13 protein-coding genes are annotated in these 15,351 nt (G+C 64.9%); 9 read left to right on the top strand and 4 right to left on the bottom strand.

The features are described 5' to 3' along the window. Positions 1–20: 20 nt before the first annotated feature. Entirely contained in the window at positions 21–1,718 is a 1,698-nt protein-coding gene (locus tag RQI28_RS08830) for a thiamine pyrophosphate-binding protein (protein WP_311222940.1), read from the bottom strand. Between the two features lie 93 nt (positions 1,719–1,811). On the opposite strand from RQI28_RS08830, the gene RQI28_RS08825 reads away from it, so the two are divergent. Continuing rightward, positions 1,812–2,516 carry a GntR family transcriptional regulator gene (locus RQI28_RS08825; RefSeq protein WP_311222941.1) on the top strand — a complete coding sequence of 235 codons (705 nt, stop codon included), beginning with the start codon at positions 1,812–1,814 and terminating at the stop codon, positions 2,514–2,516. 21 nt (positions 2,517–2,537) lie between these two features. On the opposite strand, the gene glpK is transcribed toward RQI28_RS08825, so the two are convergent. The 3 genes from glpK to RQI28_RS08810 form a co-directional block, all read right to left on the bottom strand. Further along, on the bottom strand, positions 2,538–4,031 hold the full coding sequence (gene glpK / locus RQI28_RS08820; protein WP_311222942.1) for a glycerol kinase GlpK: 1,494 nt from the start codon (positions 4,029–4,031) through the stop codon (positions 2,538–2,540). A gap of 33 nt (positions 4,032–4,064) precedes the next feature. Further along, on the bottom strand, positions 4,065–4,829 hold the full coding sequence (locus RQI28_RS08815; protein WP_311222943.1) for a DeoR/GlpR family DNA-binding transcription regulator: 765 nt from the start codon (positions 4,827–4,829) through the stop codon (positions 4,065–4,067). A 338-nt stretch (positions 4,830–5,167) separates the two neighbouring features. Beyond that, positions 5,168–6,430 carry a porin gene (locus RQI28_RS08810; RefSeq protein WP_311222944.1) on the bottom strand — a complete coding sequence of 421 codons (1,263 nt, stop codon included), beginning with the start codon at positions 6,428–6,430 and terminating at the stop codon, positions 5,168–5,170. A 293-nt stretch (positions 6,431–6,723) separates the two neighbouring features. Here RQI28_RS08810 and RQI28_RS08805 point away from each other — a divergent pair, with 293 nt between their 5' ends. From RQI28_RS08805 to rplN, 8 genes are all read left to right on the top strand, one after another. After that, positions 6,724–7,800, top strand: coding sequence for an ABC transporter ATP-binding protein (locus RQI28_RS08805; RefSeq protein ID WP_311222945.1), 1,077 nt, complete (start codon positions 6,724–6,726; stop codon positions 7,798–7,800). 1 nt (position 7,801) lies between these two features. Next, positions 7,802–8,890 (top strand): ABC transporter ATP-binding protein, encoded by a 1,089-nt coding sequence (locus RQI28_RS08800; protein WP_311222946.1) that lies wholly within the window; start codon positions 7,802–7,804, stop codon positions 8,888–8,890. 58 nt (positions 8,891–8,948) lie between these two features. After that, positions 8,949–9,839: a sugar ABC transporter permease gene (locus RQI28_RS08795; protein ID WP_311222947.1), complete on the top strand. Its 891-nt coding sequence runs from the start codon at positions 8,949–8,951 to the stop codon at positions 9,837–9,839. Positions 9,840–9,902: 63 nt separating this feature from the next. Then, positions 9,903–10,715 (top strand): carbohydrate ABC transporter permease, encoded by an 813-nt coding sequence (locus RQI28_RS08790; protein WP_311222948.1) that lies wholly within the window; start codon positions 9,903–9,905, stop codon positions 10,713–10,715. Positions 10,716–10,864: 149 nt separating this feature from the next. Then, on the top strand, positions 10,865–11,173 hold the full coding sequence (locus tag RQI28_RS08785) for a DUF2160 domain-containing protein (RefSeq protein ID WP_311222949.1): 309 nt from the start codon (positions 10,865–10,867) through the stop codon (positions 11,171–11,173). Between the two features lie 112 nt (positions 11,174–11,285). Next, a complete protein-coding gene (locus tag RQI28_RS08780; RefSeq protein WP_311222950.1) occupies positions 11,286–13,028 on the top strand; it encodes an ABC transporter substrate-binding protein in 1,743 nt (580 codons plus the stop codon). A gap of 168 nt (positions 13,029–13,196) precedes the next feature. Beyond that, complete coding sequence (locus RQI28_RS08775) at positions 13,197–14,786, top strand: glycerol-3-phosphate dehydrogenase/oxidase (RefSeq protein WP_311222951.1); 1,590 nt, start codon at positions 13,197–13,199, stop codon at positions 14,784–14,786. Positions 14,787–14,982: 196 nt separating this feature from the next. Next, the gene (gene rplN / locus RQI28_RS08770) at positions 14,983–15,351 is read left to right on the top strand and encodes a 50S ribosomal protein L14 (protein ID WP_056670966.1); all 369 of its coding nucleotides are present in this window, start codon (positions 14,983–14,985) and stop codon (positions 15,349–15,351) included.

Genomic DNA, 15,351 nt, shown 5'->3' with positions numbered 1-15,351 from the left:
TCCCATCGTCGTTGCAGGCGTCAGCCCATCCATTGGCTCACGGGCACGGCGGTCTCCTGCAGCTCCTGCGAGATGACGTCGACCAGCGCCGGGCCATCGTGCAGCAGCGCCGCCTTGATCGCGCCTTCCAGATCGGCAGGGTCTTCCACCTGCCAGGCCTTCACGCCGAAGGCTTCGGCCACGCGCGCATGGTGGGTGCGGTTGAAGTCGACGGAGAAGTAGCGCTCGTCGTAGCCGGTCTTCTGGCTGGCCTTGATCCAGCCATAGACCGCGTTGGAAAAAACGATCATCTTCAGCGGCACCTTGCGGCGCACGATGGTTTCCAGCTCGCCGCACGTGAAGCCGAAGCTGCCGTCGCCCATGACGGCCACCACCACCGAGTCGGGCTGGCCGAACTGCGCGCCCACGCCGGCCGACATGGCAAAGCCCAAGGCGCCATGCGCGCGGTTGGTGATGAAGTGCCGGCCCGACTGCGGGGCGTTGAAGTAAGCGGTGAAGTACGGGCAGGGCGTGCCGGGGTCGGCCACGATGATGGCGCGCGGCGGCAGCAGGCGGTTGAGCACGTCCACCACGCGTTCGGGCTTGATGGGACGGTCCAGCGAAGCGGCCAGGGGTGCGAAGAAAGCCTGCTTGGCGGCGCGTGCCTGCGCAGCCAGCGCCCGGCCGTCGGCCACCTGCGCGAGGCGGCGGGCAACGCGTGCCTGCACTGCGGCATGCAGTGCCTGCATGCCCAGCAGGGCGTCGCCCACCAACGCCACGTCGGTGCGGTAGTTGGTGCCGATGGTCATCGCATCCACATCAAGGTGCAGGATGGTCACCGTGCGGGAAGGCATCTGCCAGTGCTCTGTGGTGGTCGAACCAGCTCGCGCGCCGATGAACAGCACCAGATCGGCCTGCGCCACTACGGCCCGGGTGGCGTCGACGCCGCCGTTGGTGCCCACCACGCCCGCGTTGAGCGGGTGCGTATCAGCCAGGCTGCCCTGGCCGCTCACGCTGGTGCAGACGGGCGCGTTGAGCATCGTGGCCAGCGCGTCCAGCGCCGCGCTGGCACCCGCGATCACCACGCCGCCACCGCAGATCAGCACAGGCGACTTGGCGGCCACCAGGCGGTCGGCGGCGTCGTCCACCGCCGCAGGGTCGGGCGCCGAGCGGTAGGCTGGGAATTGGCCGTGGCCTGGCTGTGCCCAGACCTCATTCGCATCGAGCGTGTGCTTTTGCACGTCGTAAGGCAGGCAGATATGCGCTGCGCCGGGGCGGCCGGTGGTCATCGCGCGGAAGGCGCTGCGCACGGCATGCGGAATCTGGTCCACCCGATCAATGGTGGTGTTCCATTTAGTCAGCGGCCGGTAGAGCGCTTGCTGATCGAGTTCGGTGAGCGGGAACTTGCCGCGCGCGCCCACCGATACGTCCGAGGTGATGCCCAGCACCGCCACGGAAGATTCGTTGGCCTCCACCAAGCCGGGCAGCAAATAGGTGGCACCGCCGCCGCTGGGGCCTTCGCACACGCCCACCTTGCCCGTCACGCGGGCGTAGGCGTCTGCCATGTAGCCGGCACTGCGTTCGTCGCGGGTGAGGATGTGGTCGATGCCGTGGTCCAGCCGCGCCATGGAGTCATAGAAGGGCAGGCTGGTGTCGCCACACAGGCCGAAGATGTGCTTCACGCCGTTGAGTTGCAGCATGCGCACCATCGCGTCGGCGCCAGTGAAAGGGGTCGTCATGTCGAAATGCCTCCGTCGCCTTGCGGCGTTTCACAAAGAATGCATTTAAGTATACCTAAATAAATACTCGGTCATGCGGTCACAATACGGGCCATGACAGCCCCCATTGCCACGGTCCGCCGCGAGAGAGGTTCTGGCGTTTACAACACGCTCAGGCACATGGCGATCGCCTATCAGTTCAAGCCCGGCGAACGCCTGAGCGAGATCGAGCTGGCCGAGCGCCTGGGTGTGAGCCGCACGCCAGTGCGAGAGGCCCTGGGGCGGCTCGTGACCGAAGGCTTTCTGCTGCCCGCCACGCGCGGCTACATGCGCCGGCCGCTGGACGTGCAGGAAACGCTGGACTTGTACGAAGCGCGCGTGGCCATCGAGCGCGAGTGCCTGCGGCTGGCCCTGGAACGCGGCACCGACGCGCAGTTGGATGAAGCCCGGGCTTATCTGCAAGAAAGCCTGGGCGTGGCCGCAGAAACGCCGGTGCAGCGGCTGGTGGAATTGGACGAGGGCTTTCACATGCGCATTGCGGACATGGCCGGCAATTCCGAGCTGCGGCGCATGTTGCTGAGCCTCAATGAACGCATCCGGTTCATTCGCTGGATCGACATGGAAAACGTCGGCCGCGATTCCACCCAGCATGAGCACCAGGACATTCTGGATGCGCTGTGCACGCGCGATGCGGCGCTCAGCGAGCGTCTGCTGTCTGCGCACATCGCCCTGCGACGCGACCAGATCGTCGATGCGATTGCGCGCGGGCTGGCGCGCATCTACCTGCCTGAAGAGCAGGCCTCGTCTGCCGCGCCCTGAGCGGCGAGGGCCAGAAAAAGCCTATTCGGCCGTGGCCTGCCGCACGGCGCGTTCCCAGCGGGCCATCAGCTCCTGCGCGCGTGCCTGGCCCAGCGTGGGCAGAAAGCGCCGCTCTGCGCGCCACAGCGACGAGAGGTCGCCGGTGCCGCCATACACGCCGCTCGAAAGCCCCGCCAGGTAGGCCGCGCCCAAAGCGGTGGTTTCCACCACGGCGGGACGCACCACGGGAATGCCCAGCAAATCGGCCTGGAACTGCATCAGCAGATCGTTCACGCAGGCGCCGCCGTCCACGCGCAATTCACTGACCGGCGCACCGCCGGCGGCCACCGCGTCGCGGCTCATGGCCTGAAGCAGCGCGGCGCTCTGGTAGGCGATGCTCTCCAGCGAGGCGCGCGCAATGTGCGCCAGCGTGGTGCCGCGCGTCAGGCCGGTGATGGTGCCGCGCGCCTCGGGCTTCCAATAGGGCGCGCCCAGGCCGGTAAAGGCCGGCACCATCATCACACCGCCCGAGTCGGGCACGCTTTCGGCCAGCGGCTGCACTTCGCTGCTCGAAGAGATGGCGCGCAGCCCGTCGCGCAGCCACTGCACCACGGCGCCGCCCACGAACACGCTGCCTTCCATGGCGAATTCGGGTTGATCGCTGGGCTGGGCGGCCGATGTGGTCAGCAGGCCGTTGGTGGAGGCCTGGAAGGTGGTGCCCGTGTGCATCAGCAAAAAGCAGCCGGTGCCGTAGGTGTTCTTGGCCATGCCGGCCGAAAAGCAGGCCTGGCCGAAGAGGGCGCTCTGCTGGTCGCCCGCCACGCCGCCCACGCGGATGGCGTGGCCGAGCAGGTCGGGCGCCACGTCGCAGAAGTGGCTGGCCGACGGCTGCACGGCGGGCATCAGTGCGCGGGGAATGCGCAGCAGCGCCAGCAGCTCGTCGTCCCACTGGTTGGTGTGCACGTTGAACAGCATGGTGCGCGACGCGTTGGTCACGTCGGTCACGTGCACCTGGCCGTGCGTGAGCTGCCAGATGAGCCAGCTGTCCACCGTGCCGAAGGCCAGGTCGCCACGCTCGGCCTGTTCGCGTGCGCCGGGCACGTTGTCGAGCAGCCACTGCAGCTTGGTGGCAGAGAAATAGGCATCCACGCGCAGGCCGGTCTTGGAATGGATGGTGTGTTCGTAGCCATCGTGGCGCAACTGCGCACAGGCGGGCTCGGCCCTGCGGTCCTGCCAGACGATGGCGTGGTGCACCGGCTGGCCGGTCTTGCGGTTCCACAGCACCGTGGTTTCGCGCTGGTTGGTAATGCCCACCGCGCGGACATCGCGCGCGTGAATCCGGGCGCTGGCCAGCGCCTCGCGCGCCGTGGCCAGTTGCGTGCGCCAGATCTGCAGCGGGTTGTGTTCCACCCAGCCGGGCTGGGGGTAGATCTGCGGCAATTCCTGCTGGGCCTGCGCCACGATGTGGCCGCGCTCGTCGAAGACGATGCTGCGGGAGCTGGAGGTGCCTTGGTCGAGTGCGAGCAGGTAGGTCATGGCGGGCAAGAATAAGGAAAACGGGCGCAAGGATCAGGCAGCCACTGTGCAGTGGACGCCGGCCTCACGCAGCAGGGCTGGGAAGGGCTCCGGCGGTGGCGCGTCGGTGAAGAGCCGCCCGATCTGCTCGAGTGTTGCAGCCTGCACCATGGCCGCGCGGCTGAACTTGCTGTGGTCGGCGGCCAGCCACACCTCGCGGGCCTGGGCGATGATGGTCTGGGCGACCTTCACCTCGCGGTAGTCAAAGTCGCGCAGCGTGCCGTCTGCTTCGATGCCGGAGATGCCGATGAGCGCGATGTCGACGCGGAACTGGCGAATGAAATCCACCGCCGCTTCGCCTACGATGCCCCGGTCGCGCGACCGCACCACGCCGCCGGCCACGATCACTTCAAAGTCCGGCTTGCCGCTGAGGATGGCGGCCACGTTCAGGTTGTTGGTGATCACGCGCAGGCCGCGGTGGTGCATCAGTGCGCGGGCAATGGCTTCGGTGGTGGTGCCGATGTTGAGGATGAGCGAGCAGTCGTTGGGCACCTCGCTTGCCACGGCCCGCGCAATGCGCGCCTTGCCGTCGGCGTGCAGCGTTTCGCGCTGCGTGTGCCCCAGGTTTTCCACGGTGGAAGTCGGCACGCGCACGCCGCCGTGGAACCGCCGCACCAGCCCCAGTTCGGCCAGCCGTTGCACGTCGCGCCGCACCGTCTGCAGCGTCACGCCCAGTGTCTCGGCCAGCTGTTCTACCGTGGCGGACTGGCGCGCGCGCACCTCTTCGAGCAGGCGCAACTGGCGGGGGTTGGTGTTCACGTAGAGATCCGGCAACGAAACGACAGTAAAGCGTGGAGCAAAGGAGGAGATGGCCTGACTTTAAATCGAACGAAAACGAACCGTTCAAGGGTATACCTTGATGAAAAACGATCACAAAGCAACAACCTCGATGCGAATCGAACCGTCTCTTGGAATAGGGATGGAGCCGATGGCGGATGACGGCTGCCGCCGGGCCATACGACCACCCGGGACAAAAACGCGAGCACAACGGAGCCTTGCAAACACCAGGGCCGCAGGAAGGCAGCCATCAAGCGCCCATGAAAAATCCCCCTTGCGGGGGATTTGCGTGAGGGCCGGCACAACCCGGCAGAGGCCTGTCAGAAGCGATGGCGAATCGACAGGGCCAGGCTGTTGACGTCCTTGCCGGGAGCCGCTGCCACGCCGCCCAGGAAGCCGTTGCCGCCCAGCAGGTCTTGTGACGTGTTCTTGTTGTTCAGGTGGGTGAAGACCGCATTCAGGTCAGTGCGCTTGGACAGAGCGTACGTGTAGGCCGCGCCATATGAAGAGCGGTCTGCGTTGAACGGGCGCTTGTCGTCCATGCTGTTGTAAGCCGCAGAAACGGTGTGCACGCCGCTGGTGATGCGGTAGCCGATCTGGAACAGGCGGGCGTCCTGGCGGAAGCCCTGAATGAAGGCGTTCTGCACCAGGCCGGCGACTGGCGCGGTGGCCGGGTTGGCCGACAGGCTGGCGCCGATGCTGGACAGGTCGGTCGGATTGTTGTCCTTGATGGTGGCGAACTGGCCGGACAGCGTGCCAGGGCCCACGTCCACCGTGGCGCCCACGATCGCGGTCGTCAGCGACTTCTGGCCCAATTCGTTGTTGCGCGTGTTGTAGCCGCCACCGAAGGAGTAACCGCCGCCCTTGTAGATGGCCATCACGCCCATCAGGCGGCGTGCGGTCGAGCGGCCGGCCACTTCGCCTGCGGCGTACATCGCGGTGGCGCTCAGCCCACCCAGTTGTAGCCCGTACTGCAGCGAATTGCTCACGCGGATGTCGAACGATGCCGGAATGGCGACAAGCTGGCCCAGCGACAGGCTGGATTCCGTCTTCATCACGTCGAAATTGGCGGTGGCCAGGTAGCCCGGCGTGTACTGGCGACCCACGGTGAACGCACCGAAGGGCGTGACCAGGCCGGTGAAGATCTGCCGGTCGAAGAAATTGTTGCTCAGGTTCACACCAACGGAGGAACCGATCTGTGCGGCGACGGCGGAAACGGCGGGCTGCAGTGCCGCTGGCAGTCCCAGCGACGTGGCCGTGCTCAGACGGTCTGGCAGCCGGCCGCCGGAGATGGGGCGGTTGCTGAGCGTGCCGGTATCGGCTTCGAGGCGCGATTCCAGCGTGAAGATGGCGCGGTATCCGCCGCCCAGATCTTCATTGCCCTTGAAGCCAAGGCGCGAGCCTTCCATGTTGCCGCTGGTCAGGCTGGTCACGGAGCCGCCGGGCGCGCCGGTGACACGGTTGATGCCGACATCGACCAGGCCGTACATCGTGACGCTGCTCGAGCCCATGGTGCTTTGAGCCATGGCCAGGGACGTAACACTGCCGAGCACGGCAACTGTCAAGGCATGCAACTTCTTCATAACGTCTTTCCCCCTGCTGAATTGAACGGATTGGAGCCTGAGGAACGTCAGGGCTCATCGGAGGCCGAGACTAGGCGGTATGTTTCCAGGGGTAAATGGTGGAAAGCCCGGCTTAGGCGTTTTAGAGACAGGGCGAATCTGCCTCAAGCGAACGGAAACGAAAATTGCAAGGGTAAACCTTGATTCGAAACGATCACAAAGCAACAAAAATGATCGCAATCGAACAACGAAGACTTCGGCTGTGCGCGCTTTGCGTGCCTTAAGTCAGGGTCGCAAAACAAAGGGGTCGCTGCATGCAGCTGGCACTGGAGAACATCAGCAAGCGGGTGGGTGCGCAAACCTGGCTGTACGACATGGGCCTGGCGCTGGAAAGCGGCGCGGTCACCGTGCTGCTGGGCGCGACGCAAGCGGGCAAGACCAGCCTGATGCGCATCATGGCGGGACTGGACGTGCCCAGCACCGGCCGGGTGAAGGTCGACGGCGTGGACGTGACGGGTGTGCCCGTGCGCGACCGCAACGTGGCCATGGTCTACCAGCAGTTCATCAACTACCCCTCGATGAAGGTGGCTGCCAACATTGCCTCGCCCCTGAAGCTGCGCGGCGAAAAGAACATCGACGCCCGGGTGCGCGAGATCGCCGCCCGCCTGCACATCGACATGTTCCTGGACCGTTACCCGGCCGAGCTGTCCGGAGGCCAGCAGCAGCGCGTGGCGCTGGCTCGGGCGCTGGCCAAGAGCGCACCGCTGATGCTGCTTGACGAGCCCCTGGTCAACCTGGACTACAAGCTGCGCGAGGAGCTGCGCGAAGAGTTGACGCAGCTGTTCGCCGCCGGCCAGTCCACCGTGGTCTATGCCACCACCGAGCCGGCCGAGGCGTTGCTGCTGGGTGGCTACACCGCCGTGCTGAACGAAGGGCGCTTGCTGCAATACGGCCCCACCGCACAGGTCTTTCACGAGCCCTGTTCCTTGGATGTGGCTCGCGCCTTCAGCGACCCGCCCATGAATTTGTTGCCGGCCAGTGCCGTAGCGGGCGGCGTGCAGCCTCAGGGTGGCCCGGTGTTGCCAGTGGCGTTGCCGCCGGGTTTGAGTGCGGCAGGCTTGACGGTCGGCATCCGTGCCAGTGCGCTGCGCGTGAAGGCGCGGCCGGGCGACCTGGCATTCGCCGGCACGGTCGAGCTGGCGGAAATCTCCGGCTCCGACACCTTCGTGCATGCCGCCACGCCGGTGGGCAGCCTGGTGGCGCAGCTCACGGGCGTGCACCACTTCGAGCTGGGCGCGCCGCTCACGCTGCACCTCGACGCGCAGCAGGTCTATGTCTTCGGCGCCGACGGCCTGCTGGCCCGCGCGCCCGAGCGCCGGGGAGGGCGCTGAAATGGCACGCATCAGCCTGGATCTGGCGCACTCGTACAAGCCGAACCCACAGCAGGACGGCGACTACGCGCTGCTGCCCCTGAAGATGGACTTTGAAGACGGCGGTGCCTACGCACTGCTCGGCCCGTCGGGCTGCGGCAAGACGACCATGCTCAACATCATGTCCGGCCTGCTGGTGCCTTCGCACGGCACGGTGCAGTTCGATGGCCGTGACGTCACGCGCACGTCGCCGCAGGAGCGCAACATCGCCCAGGTGTTCCAGTTCCCTGTGATCTACGACACCATGACGGTGGCCGAGAACCTGGCTTTTCCCTTGAGAAACCGCAAGGTGCCCTCAGCGCAGATCCAGCAGCGCGTGGGCGTCATCGCCGAGATGCTGGAAATGAGCCACCAGCTTGACCAGCGCGCGGCCGGCCTGTCGGCCGACCAGAAGCAGAAGATCTCGCTGGGTCGCGGCCTGGTGCGCTCGGACGTGGCGGCCGTGCTGTTCGACGAACCGCTCACGGTGATCGACCCGCACCTGAAATGGCAGCTGCGGCGCAAATTGAAGCAGATTCACCACGAGCTGAAACTCACGTTGATCTACGTCACGCACGACCAGGTGGAGGCGCTGACCTTTGCCGATCAGGTGGTGGTGATGACGCGCGGCCGCGCCGTGCAGGTGGGCTCGGCCGACGCGCTGTTCGAGCGCCCCGCGCACACCTTCGTGGGCCACTTCATCGGCTCGCCTGGCATGAACTTTCTGCCTGCGCAAGCGGGCGGCGGCCAGTTGCAGGTGGACGGTCATGCGCTCGGTGGCCTGTCGCGCTCGTTGCCCGACGGCGCACTGAAGATCGGCATTCGCCCGGAATACCTGGCGCTGGCCGAGCCTCATCAGCCGGGCGCGCTGCCCGCCACCGTGGCGCAGGTGCAGGACATCGGCACCTACCAGATGCTCACCGCCAAGGTGGGCGAGCACACGCTCAAGGCGCGCTTTGCGCCCGAAACCCGTTTGCCGTCGGCCGGTGATGCGGCCTGGCTGCAGGTGCTCAATGCGCACACCTGCTTCTACCAGAACGAACAATTGCTGGCCGCGGAGGTCGCCCCATGAGCGCCGCCCGGCCGCCCGAAGGCGCTCAGTACCGCAGTGCGCAGCACGGAGGTTTCCAATGAGCACGACGACCAAGCCCGTGAACCAGAAGGCCTGGTTCCTCATCCTGCCGGTGATCCTGTGCGTGGCGTTCTCGGCCATCCTGCCGCTGATGACGGTGGTGAACTACTCTGTGCAGGACATCATCTCGCCCGACCGCCGTGTGTTCGTCGGCACCGAATGGTTCGCGGCCGTGATGCGCGACGAAGAGCTGCACGCCGCGCTGCTGCGGCAGATCACCTTCTCGCTGGCGGTGCTGCTGGTGGAGATTCCGCTGGGCATCTGCCTGGCGCTGTCCATGCCCGCGCAGGGCTGGCGCTCGTCGGCCGTGCTGGTGGTGGTGGCGCTGTCGCTGCTGATTCCGTGGAACGTGGTGGGCACCATCTGGCAGATCTACGGCCGTGCGGACATCGGGCTGATGGGCCGCTTGCTGCAGCAACTGGGTATCGAATACAGCTACACCGGCAACGCCACGCATGCCTGGCTCACGGTGCTGCTGATGGACGTGTGGCACTGGACGCCGCTGGTCGCGCTGCTGGCCTTTGCCGGGCTGCGGTCGATTCCCGATGCGTACTACCAGGCCGCGCGCATTGACGGCGCCAGCAAGTTCGCGGTGTTCCGCTACATCCAGCTGCCCAAGATGCGCGGCGTGCTGATGATCGCCGTGCTGCTGCGCTTCATGGACAGCTTCATGATCTACACCGAACCCTTCGTGCTGACCGGCGGCGGGCCGGGCAACGCGACGACCTTCCTCAGCCAGTACCTGACGACCAAGGCCGTGGGCCAGTTCGACCTTGGGCCGGCCGCGGCGTTCTCGCTGATCTACTTCTTCATCATCCTGCTGCTGTGTTTCATCCTCTACAACTGGATGCAGCGCGTGGGCACCCAGCAGCCTGAGGTGGAGAAATAATGGTCAAAAGTGCCTCTAGCGCTTATGCATCAAGCGCAAGTAGCTATGAAAAGGATAGCAATCATGTTTGAGCGCCGTTTCCGCAAGCGAACGATCTTCCTGCTGGCCTATCTGGTCTTCGCGCTGCTGCCCATCTACTGGATGGTCAACATGAGCTTCAAGACCAACGCGGAGATCCTGTCCACCTTCACCTTCTGGCCGCAGCACTTCACCTGGGCCAACTACCGCACCATCTTCACTGACGAGTCCTGGTATTCGGGCTATATCAACAGCCTGATTTACGTCAGCATCAACATGGTGATCACGCTCACCGTGGCCCTGCCCGCGGCCTATGCGTTTTCGCGCTACAGCTTCCTGGGCGACAAGCATGTGTTCTTCTGGCTGCTGACCAACCGCATGACGCCGCCTGCCGTGTTCCTGCTGCCGTTCTTTCAGCTCTACACCACAGTGGGCTTGATGGACACGCACGTGGCTGTCGCCCTGGCGCATCTGCTGTTCAGCGTGCCGCTGGCGGTGTGGATTCTGGAAGGCTTCATGAGCGGCATTCCGCGCGAGATCGACGAGACGGCGTACATCGATGGCTACAGCTTTCCGCGCTTTTTCCTCACCATCTTCCTGCCGCTCATCAAGGCCGGCGTGGGCGTGGCGGCGTTCTTCTGCTTCATGTTCAGCTGGGTCGAGTTGCTGTTGGCCCGCACGCTCACCAGCGTGAACGCCAAGCCCATCGTGGCGACGATGACGCGCACCGTCAGTGCCTCGGGCATGGACTGGGCCACGCTGGCCGCTGCCGGCGTGCTGACCATCGTGCCCGGCGCGATCGTGATCTGGTTCGTGCGGCACTACATCGCCAAAGGCTTTGCCATGGGGCGCGTTTAGCGTGAAGAGAGAGAGAACCATGAACTACCACCATTCGCTGCAGAGTGCGCAGATCTTCCGAGGCCAGCGGCAGCCGTGGACCGGGCTTCGCCCGGCCACTGGCTGCGTCCCCCTGGGGGGAAGCGCCGCAGGCGCTCAGGGGGGTGGCCATGTTTGAGTGGATGGCCTGGACCACGCCGGTGGCCGTTTTCTTTGTTTGCATCGTGCTGATGCTGGCCGGCATGGCCGTGTGGGAGGTGAAGTCGCCCACGGTCATGCGCCGCGGCTTCCTGCCGCTGGCGACCACGCGCGGCGACCGGCTCTTCATCGGCCTGCTGTCGGCGGCCTACGTCAACCTGATCTTCGTGGGCATCAGCGGCAAGCTGGTCGAGTGGCTGGGCCTGGCGGCCGAGCCGTCGATCTGGATCAGCTTCGTGCTGTCCATGCTGCTGCTGGCGCTCATCATGCGCAAAGGTTGAGCGGGCAACTTATCGTTTCTTGCATTGCAGTTCTTGGCTGGCTCACCCTTCCCCGGGGCCGGTCGATCCATCCGTCCAACAGGGGAGACAAAGAGATGAGGAGACAGGCACTATGAAGACGCAGAACATGGCGCGGTTGACAGCGCTGGCTTTGGCGGTCGGGGTGATGGCGGGCCAGGCCGCCATGGCCGGCGAGGCCGAGGCCAAGAAGTGGGTCGACAGCGAGTTTCAGCCTTCCACGCTGAGCAAAGATCAGCAGATGGCCGAGATGAAGTGGTTCATCGACGCAGCCAAGAAGCTGCAGGCCAAGGGCGTGAAAGAGATCTCGGTGGTGTCCGAGACGCTGACCACGCACGAGTACGAGTCCAAGACGATGGCCAAAGCCTTCGAGGAAATCACAGGTATCAAGGTCAAGCACGACCTGATCCAGGAAGGCGACGTGGTCGAGAAGCTGCAGACCTCGATGCAGTCGGGCAAGTCGATTTACGACGGCTGGATCAGTGACTCCGACCTGATCGGTACGCACTACCGTTACGGCAAGATGATGAACCTGACCGACTACATGGCAGGCGACGGCAAGGAATGGACCAACCCCGGTCTGGACCTGAAGGATTTCATCGGCACCAAGTTCACCACGGCGCCCGACGGCAAGCTGTACCAACTGCCCGACCAGCAGTTCGCCAACCTGTACTGGTTCCGCGCCGACCTATTCGAGCGCAAGGATCTGAAAGACAAGTTCAAGGCCAAGTACGGCTACGACTTGGGCGTGCCGCTGAACTGGAGCGCTTACGAAGACATCGCCGAGTTCTTCAGCGTGGACGTGAAGAACATCGACGGCAAGCCGATCTATGGCCACATGGACTACGGCAAGAAGGATCCATCGCTGGGCTGGCGCTTCACTGACGCCTGGTTGTCGATGGCGGGCAGCGCCGACATCGGCACGCCCAACGGCTTGCCCATCGACGAATGGGGCATTCGCGTGGCCGATGACAAGTGCACGCCGGTAGGCGCTTCGGTGTCGCGCGGCGGTGCCACCAATTCGCCAGCAGCGGTGTACGCGCTCACCAAGTACATCGACTGGATGAAGAAGTACGCGCCTAAGGAAGCCATGGGCATGACCTTCGGCGAATCCGGCCCCGTGCCGGCGCAGGGCCAGATCGCTCAGCAGATCTTCTGGTACACGGCCTTCACGGCCGACATGGTCAAGCCGGGACTGCCTGTGGTGAACGCGGACGGCACGCCCAAGTGGCGCATGGCGCCCGGCCCGAACGGCCCGTATTGGAAGCAGGGCATGCAGAACGGCTACCAGGACGTGGGTTCGTGGTCGTTCTTCAAGGGCCACGACGCCAACAAGACGGCTGCGGCTTGGCTGTACGCCCAGTTCGTCACCGCCAAGACCACGTCGCTCAAGAAGACGCTGGTGGGCCTGACGCCGATCCGCGAGAGCGACATCCAGTCCAAGGCCATGACTGATGCGGCGCCTAAGCTGGGCGGGCTGGTCGAGTTCTACCGTAGCCCGGCGCGCGTGGCTTGGTCGCCGACCGGCACCAACGTGCCCGACTATCCGAAGCTCGCACAGCTGTGGTGGAAGAACGTGGCGCAGGCCGTCACGGGTGAAAAGACGCCGCAGGGCGCCATGGACACCCTGGCCGACGAGATGGACCAGGTCATGTCCCGACTGCAGCGCGCCGGCATGGCCAACTGCGCGCCCAAACTGAACGCCAAGGGCGATCCGGCCAAGTGGCTCAGCGACAAGCAAGCACCGTGGGCCAAGCTGGCCAACGAAAAGCCCAAGGGCCAAACCATTGCCTACGGCACGCTGCTGCAGGCTTGGAAAGATGGCAAGACGCGCTGAGCGCCTTCGCTGATGCGATGACCCAGGCAGGGCGGGTGTGCGTGCTGGCACCCTCGCCTTGCCAGCAGGTGGCAAGCCGCCGGTCTGAAATCGCAAAATCCTGGAGGTGCGTCAGGATTTGAGGGTTTACCCCTAAAGACGCCCGCCGAACAGATGACAATTCGACACATGACCACTGCTTCCGCTCCCCTGCCGACCCTCCGTGCTGACTTGCTGACCCGACTGGCCGAGCCAGTCGCCTATGACCTGGCGGTCATCGGCGGCGGTGCCACGGGGCTGGGGGTGGCACTGGATGCGGCGGCGCGCGGCTATCGCGTGGTGCTGGTGGAGTCACACGATTTTGCAAAAGGAACGTCGTCGCGCGCCACCAAACTGGTGCATGGCGGCGTTCGATATCTGGCACAGGGCAACATCGCCCTGGTGCGCGAGGCGCTGCACGAGCGAACCACGCTGTTGCACAACGCCCCGCATTTGGCGCAGCCGCTGGCTTTCGTCATGCCTTCCTACAAGCTGTGGGAGACGCCTTTCTATGGCGTCGGCCTGAAGATGTACGACGCCCTGGCAGGCAAGGCCGGCCTGGGTTCGACCGAGTTTCTGGGGCGCGCCGAGGCGCTGCGCTGCCTGCCCACGGCCTTGGCCCAAGGGCTCAAGGGCGGCGTCAAATATTGGGACGGCCAGTTCGACGACGCGCGCCTGGCACTGGCATTGGCGCGTACGGCGGCGATCAAGGGCGCCTTGCTGGTCAACTATTGCCCGGCACGTGAACTCATCCATGAGGCCGGCAAAGTAACCGGTCTGGTCTGTGAAGATGCAGAGAGCGGGCGCCGCTTCGAGATCAAGGCGCGCTGCGTGGTCAACGCGACGGGTGTCTGGGTGGACAGCCTGCGCCAGCAAGACGGCGAGGCCACCGGCCATCCGGTCCGCCCGATGGTGGCGCCCAGCCAGGGCGTGCACATCGTCGTGGACCGCGATTTCCTTCCTTCCGATCACGCCCTGATGGTGCCCAAGACCGCCGACGGTCGGGTGCTGTTTGCCGTGCCATGGCTGGGCAAGCTGATCCTCGGCACCACCGACAGCCCGCGCCAGGACCTGGTGCGCGAGCCGCTGGCAATGCGCGAAGAGGTGGCTTTCATATTGGGCGAGTCCGCGCGCTACCTAAGCCGTGCGCCGAAAGTCAGCGACGTGCGCAGCATCTGGGTAGGGCTGCGTCCTTTGGTGAAGCCGCAGGACGATGACGGCAACACCAAGGCCATCAGCCGGGAGCATACGGTGGCGGTGGGGCGCAGTGGCCTGGTCACCGTGACGGGTGGCAAGTGGACGACTTATCGCGCCATGGCTGAAGACGTGTTGCAGAAATGCGTCGCCGAGGGCTTGCTGCGCGCGGGCCCTGCGTCGAAGACCGGCGATATGCCGGTCGTTGGCGCGCCCACCGATGCGGTTCGCCATCGTCTCTGCGACGCGCAGGGGCTGCACTTCTACGGCACCGAAGCGGCCGCGGTAGCCGCGTTGCCGGGGAGCGATATCGAACTGGCGCCTGGGCTCACCGAAGCCATGGTGCGGTTTGCCGCCCGCCATGAATATGCACGCACGGTGGAAGATGTGCTGGCCCGGCGCTCACGGCTGCTGTTTCTTGACGCGCGTCTTGCTGCCACCCTGGCGCCCGCAGTCGCAGCGCTTTTGCGCGAAGAACTGGGCACAGATCCCCAGTTGGAGGCGTTTTTGACGCTGGCGCAACAGTACGCGAACGTCCCCGTCTAACAAACCGCTTGACGCAGCGCGCAGGGTTTGCCAGAATCGAGGGCTTCGCGTTTATCACGTGAAGTTTCTGCCCAGACGGAAGTGCTGCAAATGGTTTGCGGTATGGACGACGGGCCCAAGACTGACTGGCTGATTTCAGCCCTTGAGAAGTTCTCTGGGGCTGTCATTTCGCTGGTGCAAGTTGGGAATATTGAAAATGATCCAGACAGAAACTCGGTTAGACGTCGCCGATAACACCGGCGCGAAGTCCGTCCTGTGCATCAAGGTGCTGGGTGGCTCGAAGCGTCGCTACGCCAGCGTGGGCGACATCATCAAGGTGAGCGTGAAAGAAGCTGCTCCCCGCGGCCGCGTCAAAAAAGGCGAGGTCTATAGCGCGGTGGTGGTGCGCACGGCGAAGGGCATTCGCCGCGGCGACGGCTCGCTCGTCAAATTCGATGGCAACGCAGCTGTGTTGCTGAATGCAAAGCTGGAGCCCATCGGCACCCGCATCTTCGGGCCCGTGACGCGTGAACTGCGTACCGAGAAGTTCATGAAGATCGTGTCCCTGGCTCCTGAAGTTCTCTAA

It is taken from the genome of Acidovorax sp. WCS2018Noco2-16 (assembly GCF_031843945.1).
In the GTDB taxonomy this organism is placed as follows: Bacteria; Pseudomonadota; Gammaproteobacteria; order Burkholderiales; family Burkholderiaceae_C; genus Paracidovorax.
The sequence above is the reverse complement of the archived record's forward strand: the minus strand, read 5'-3'. Positions and strand labels throughout refer to the sequence as shown.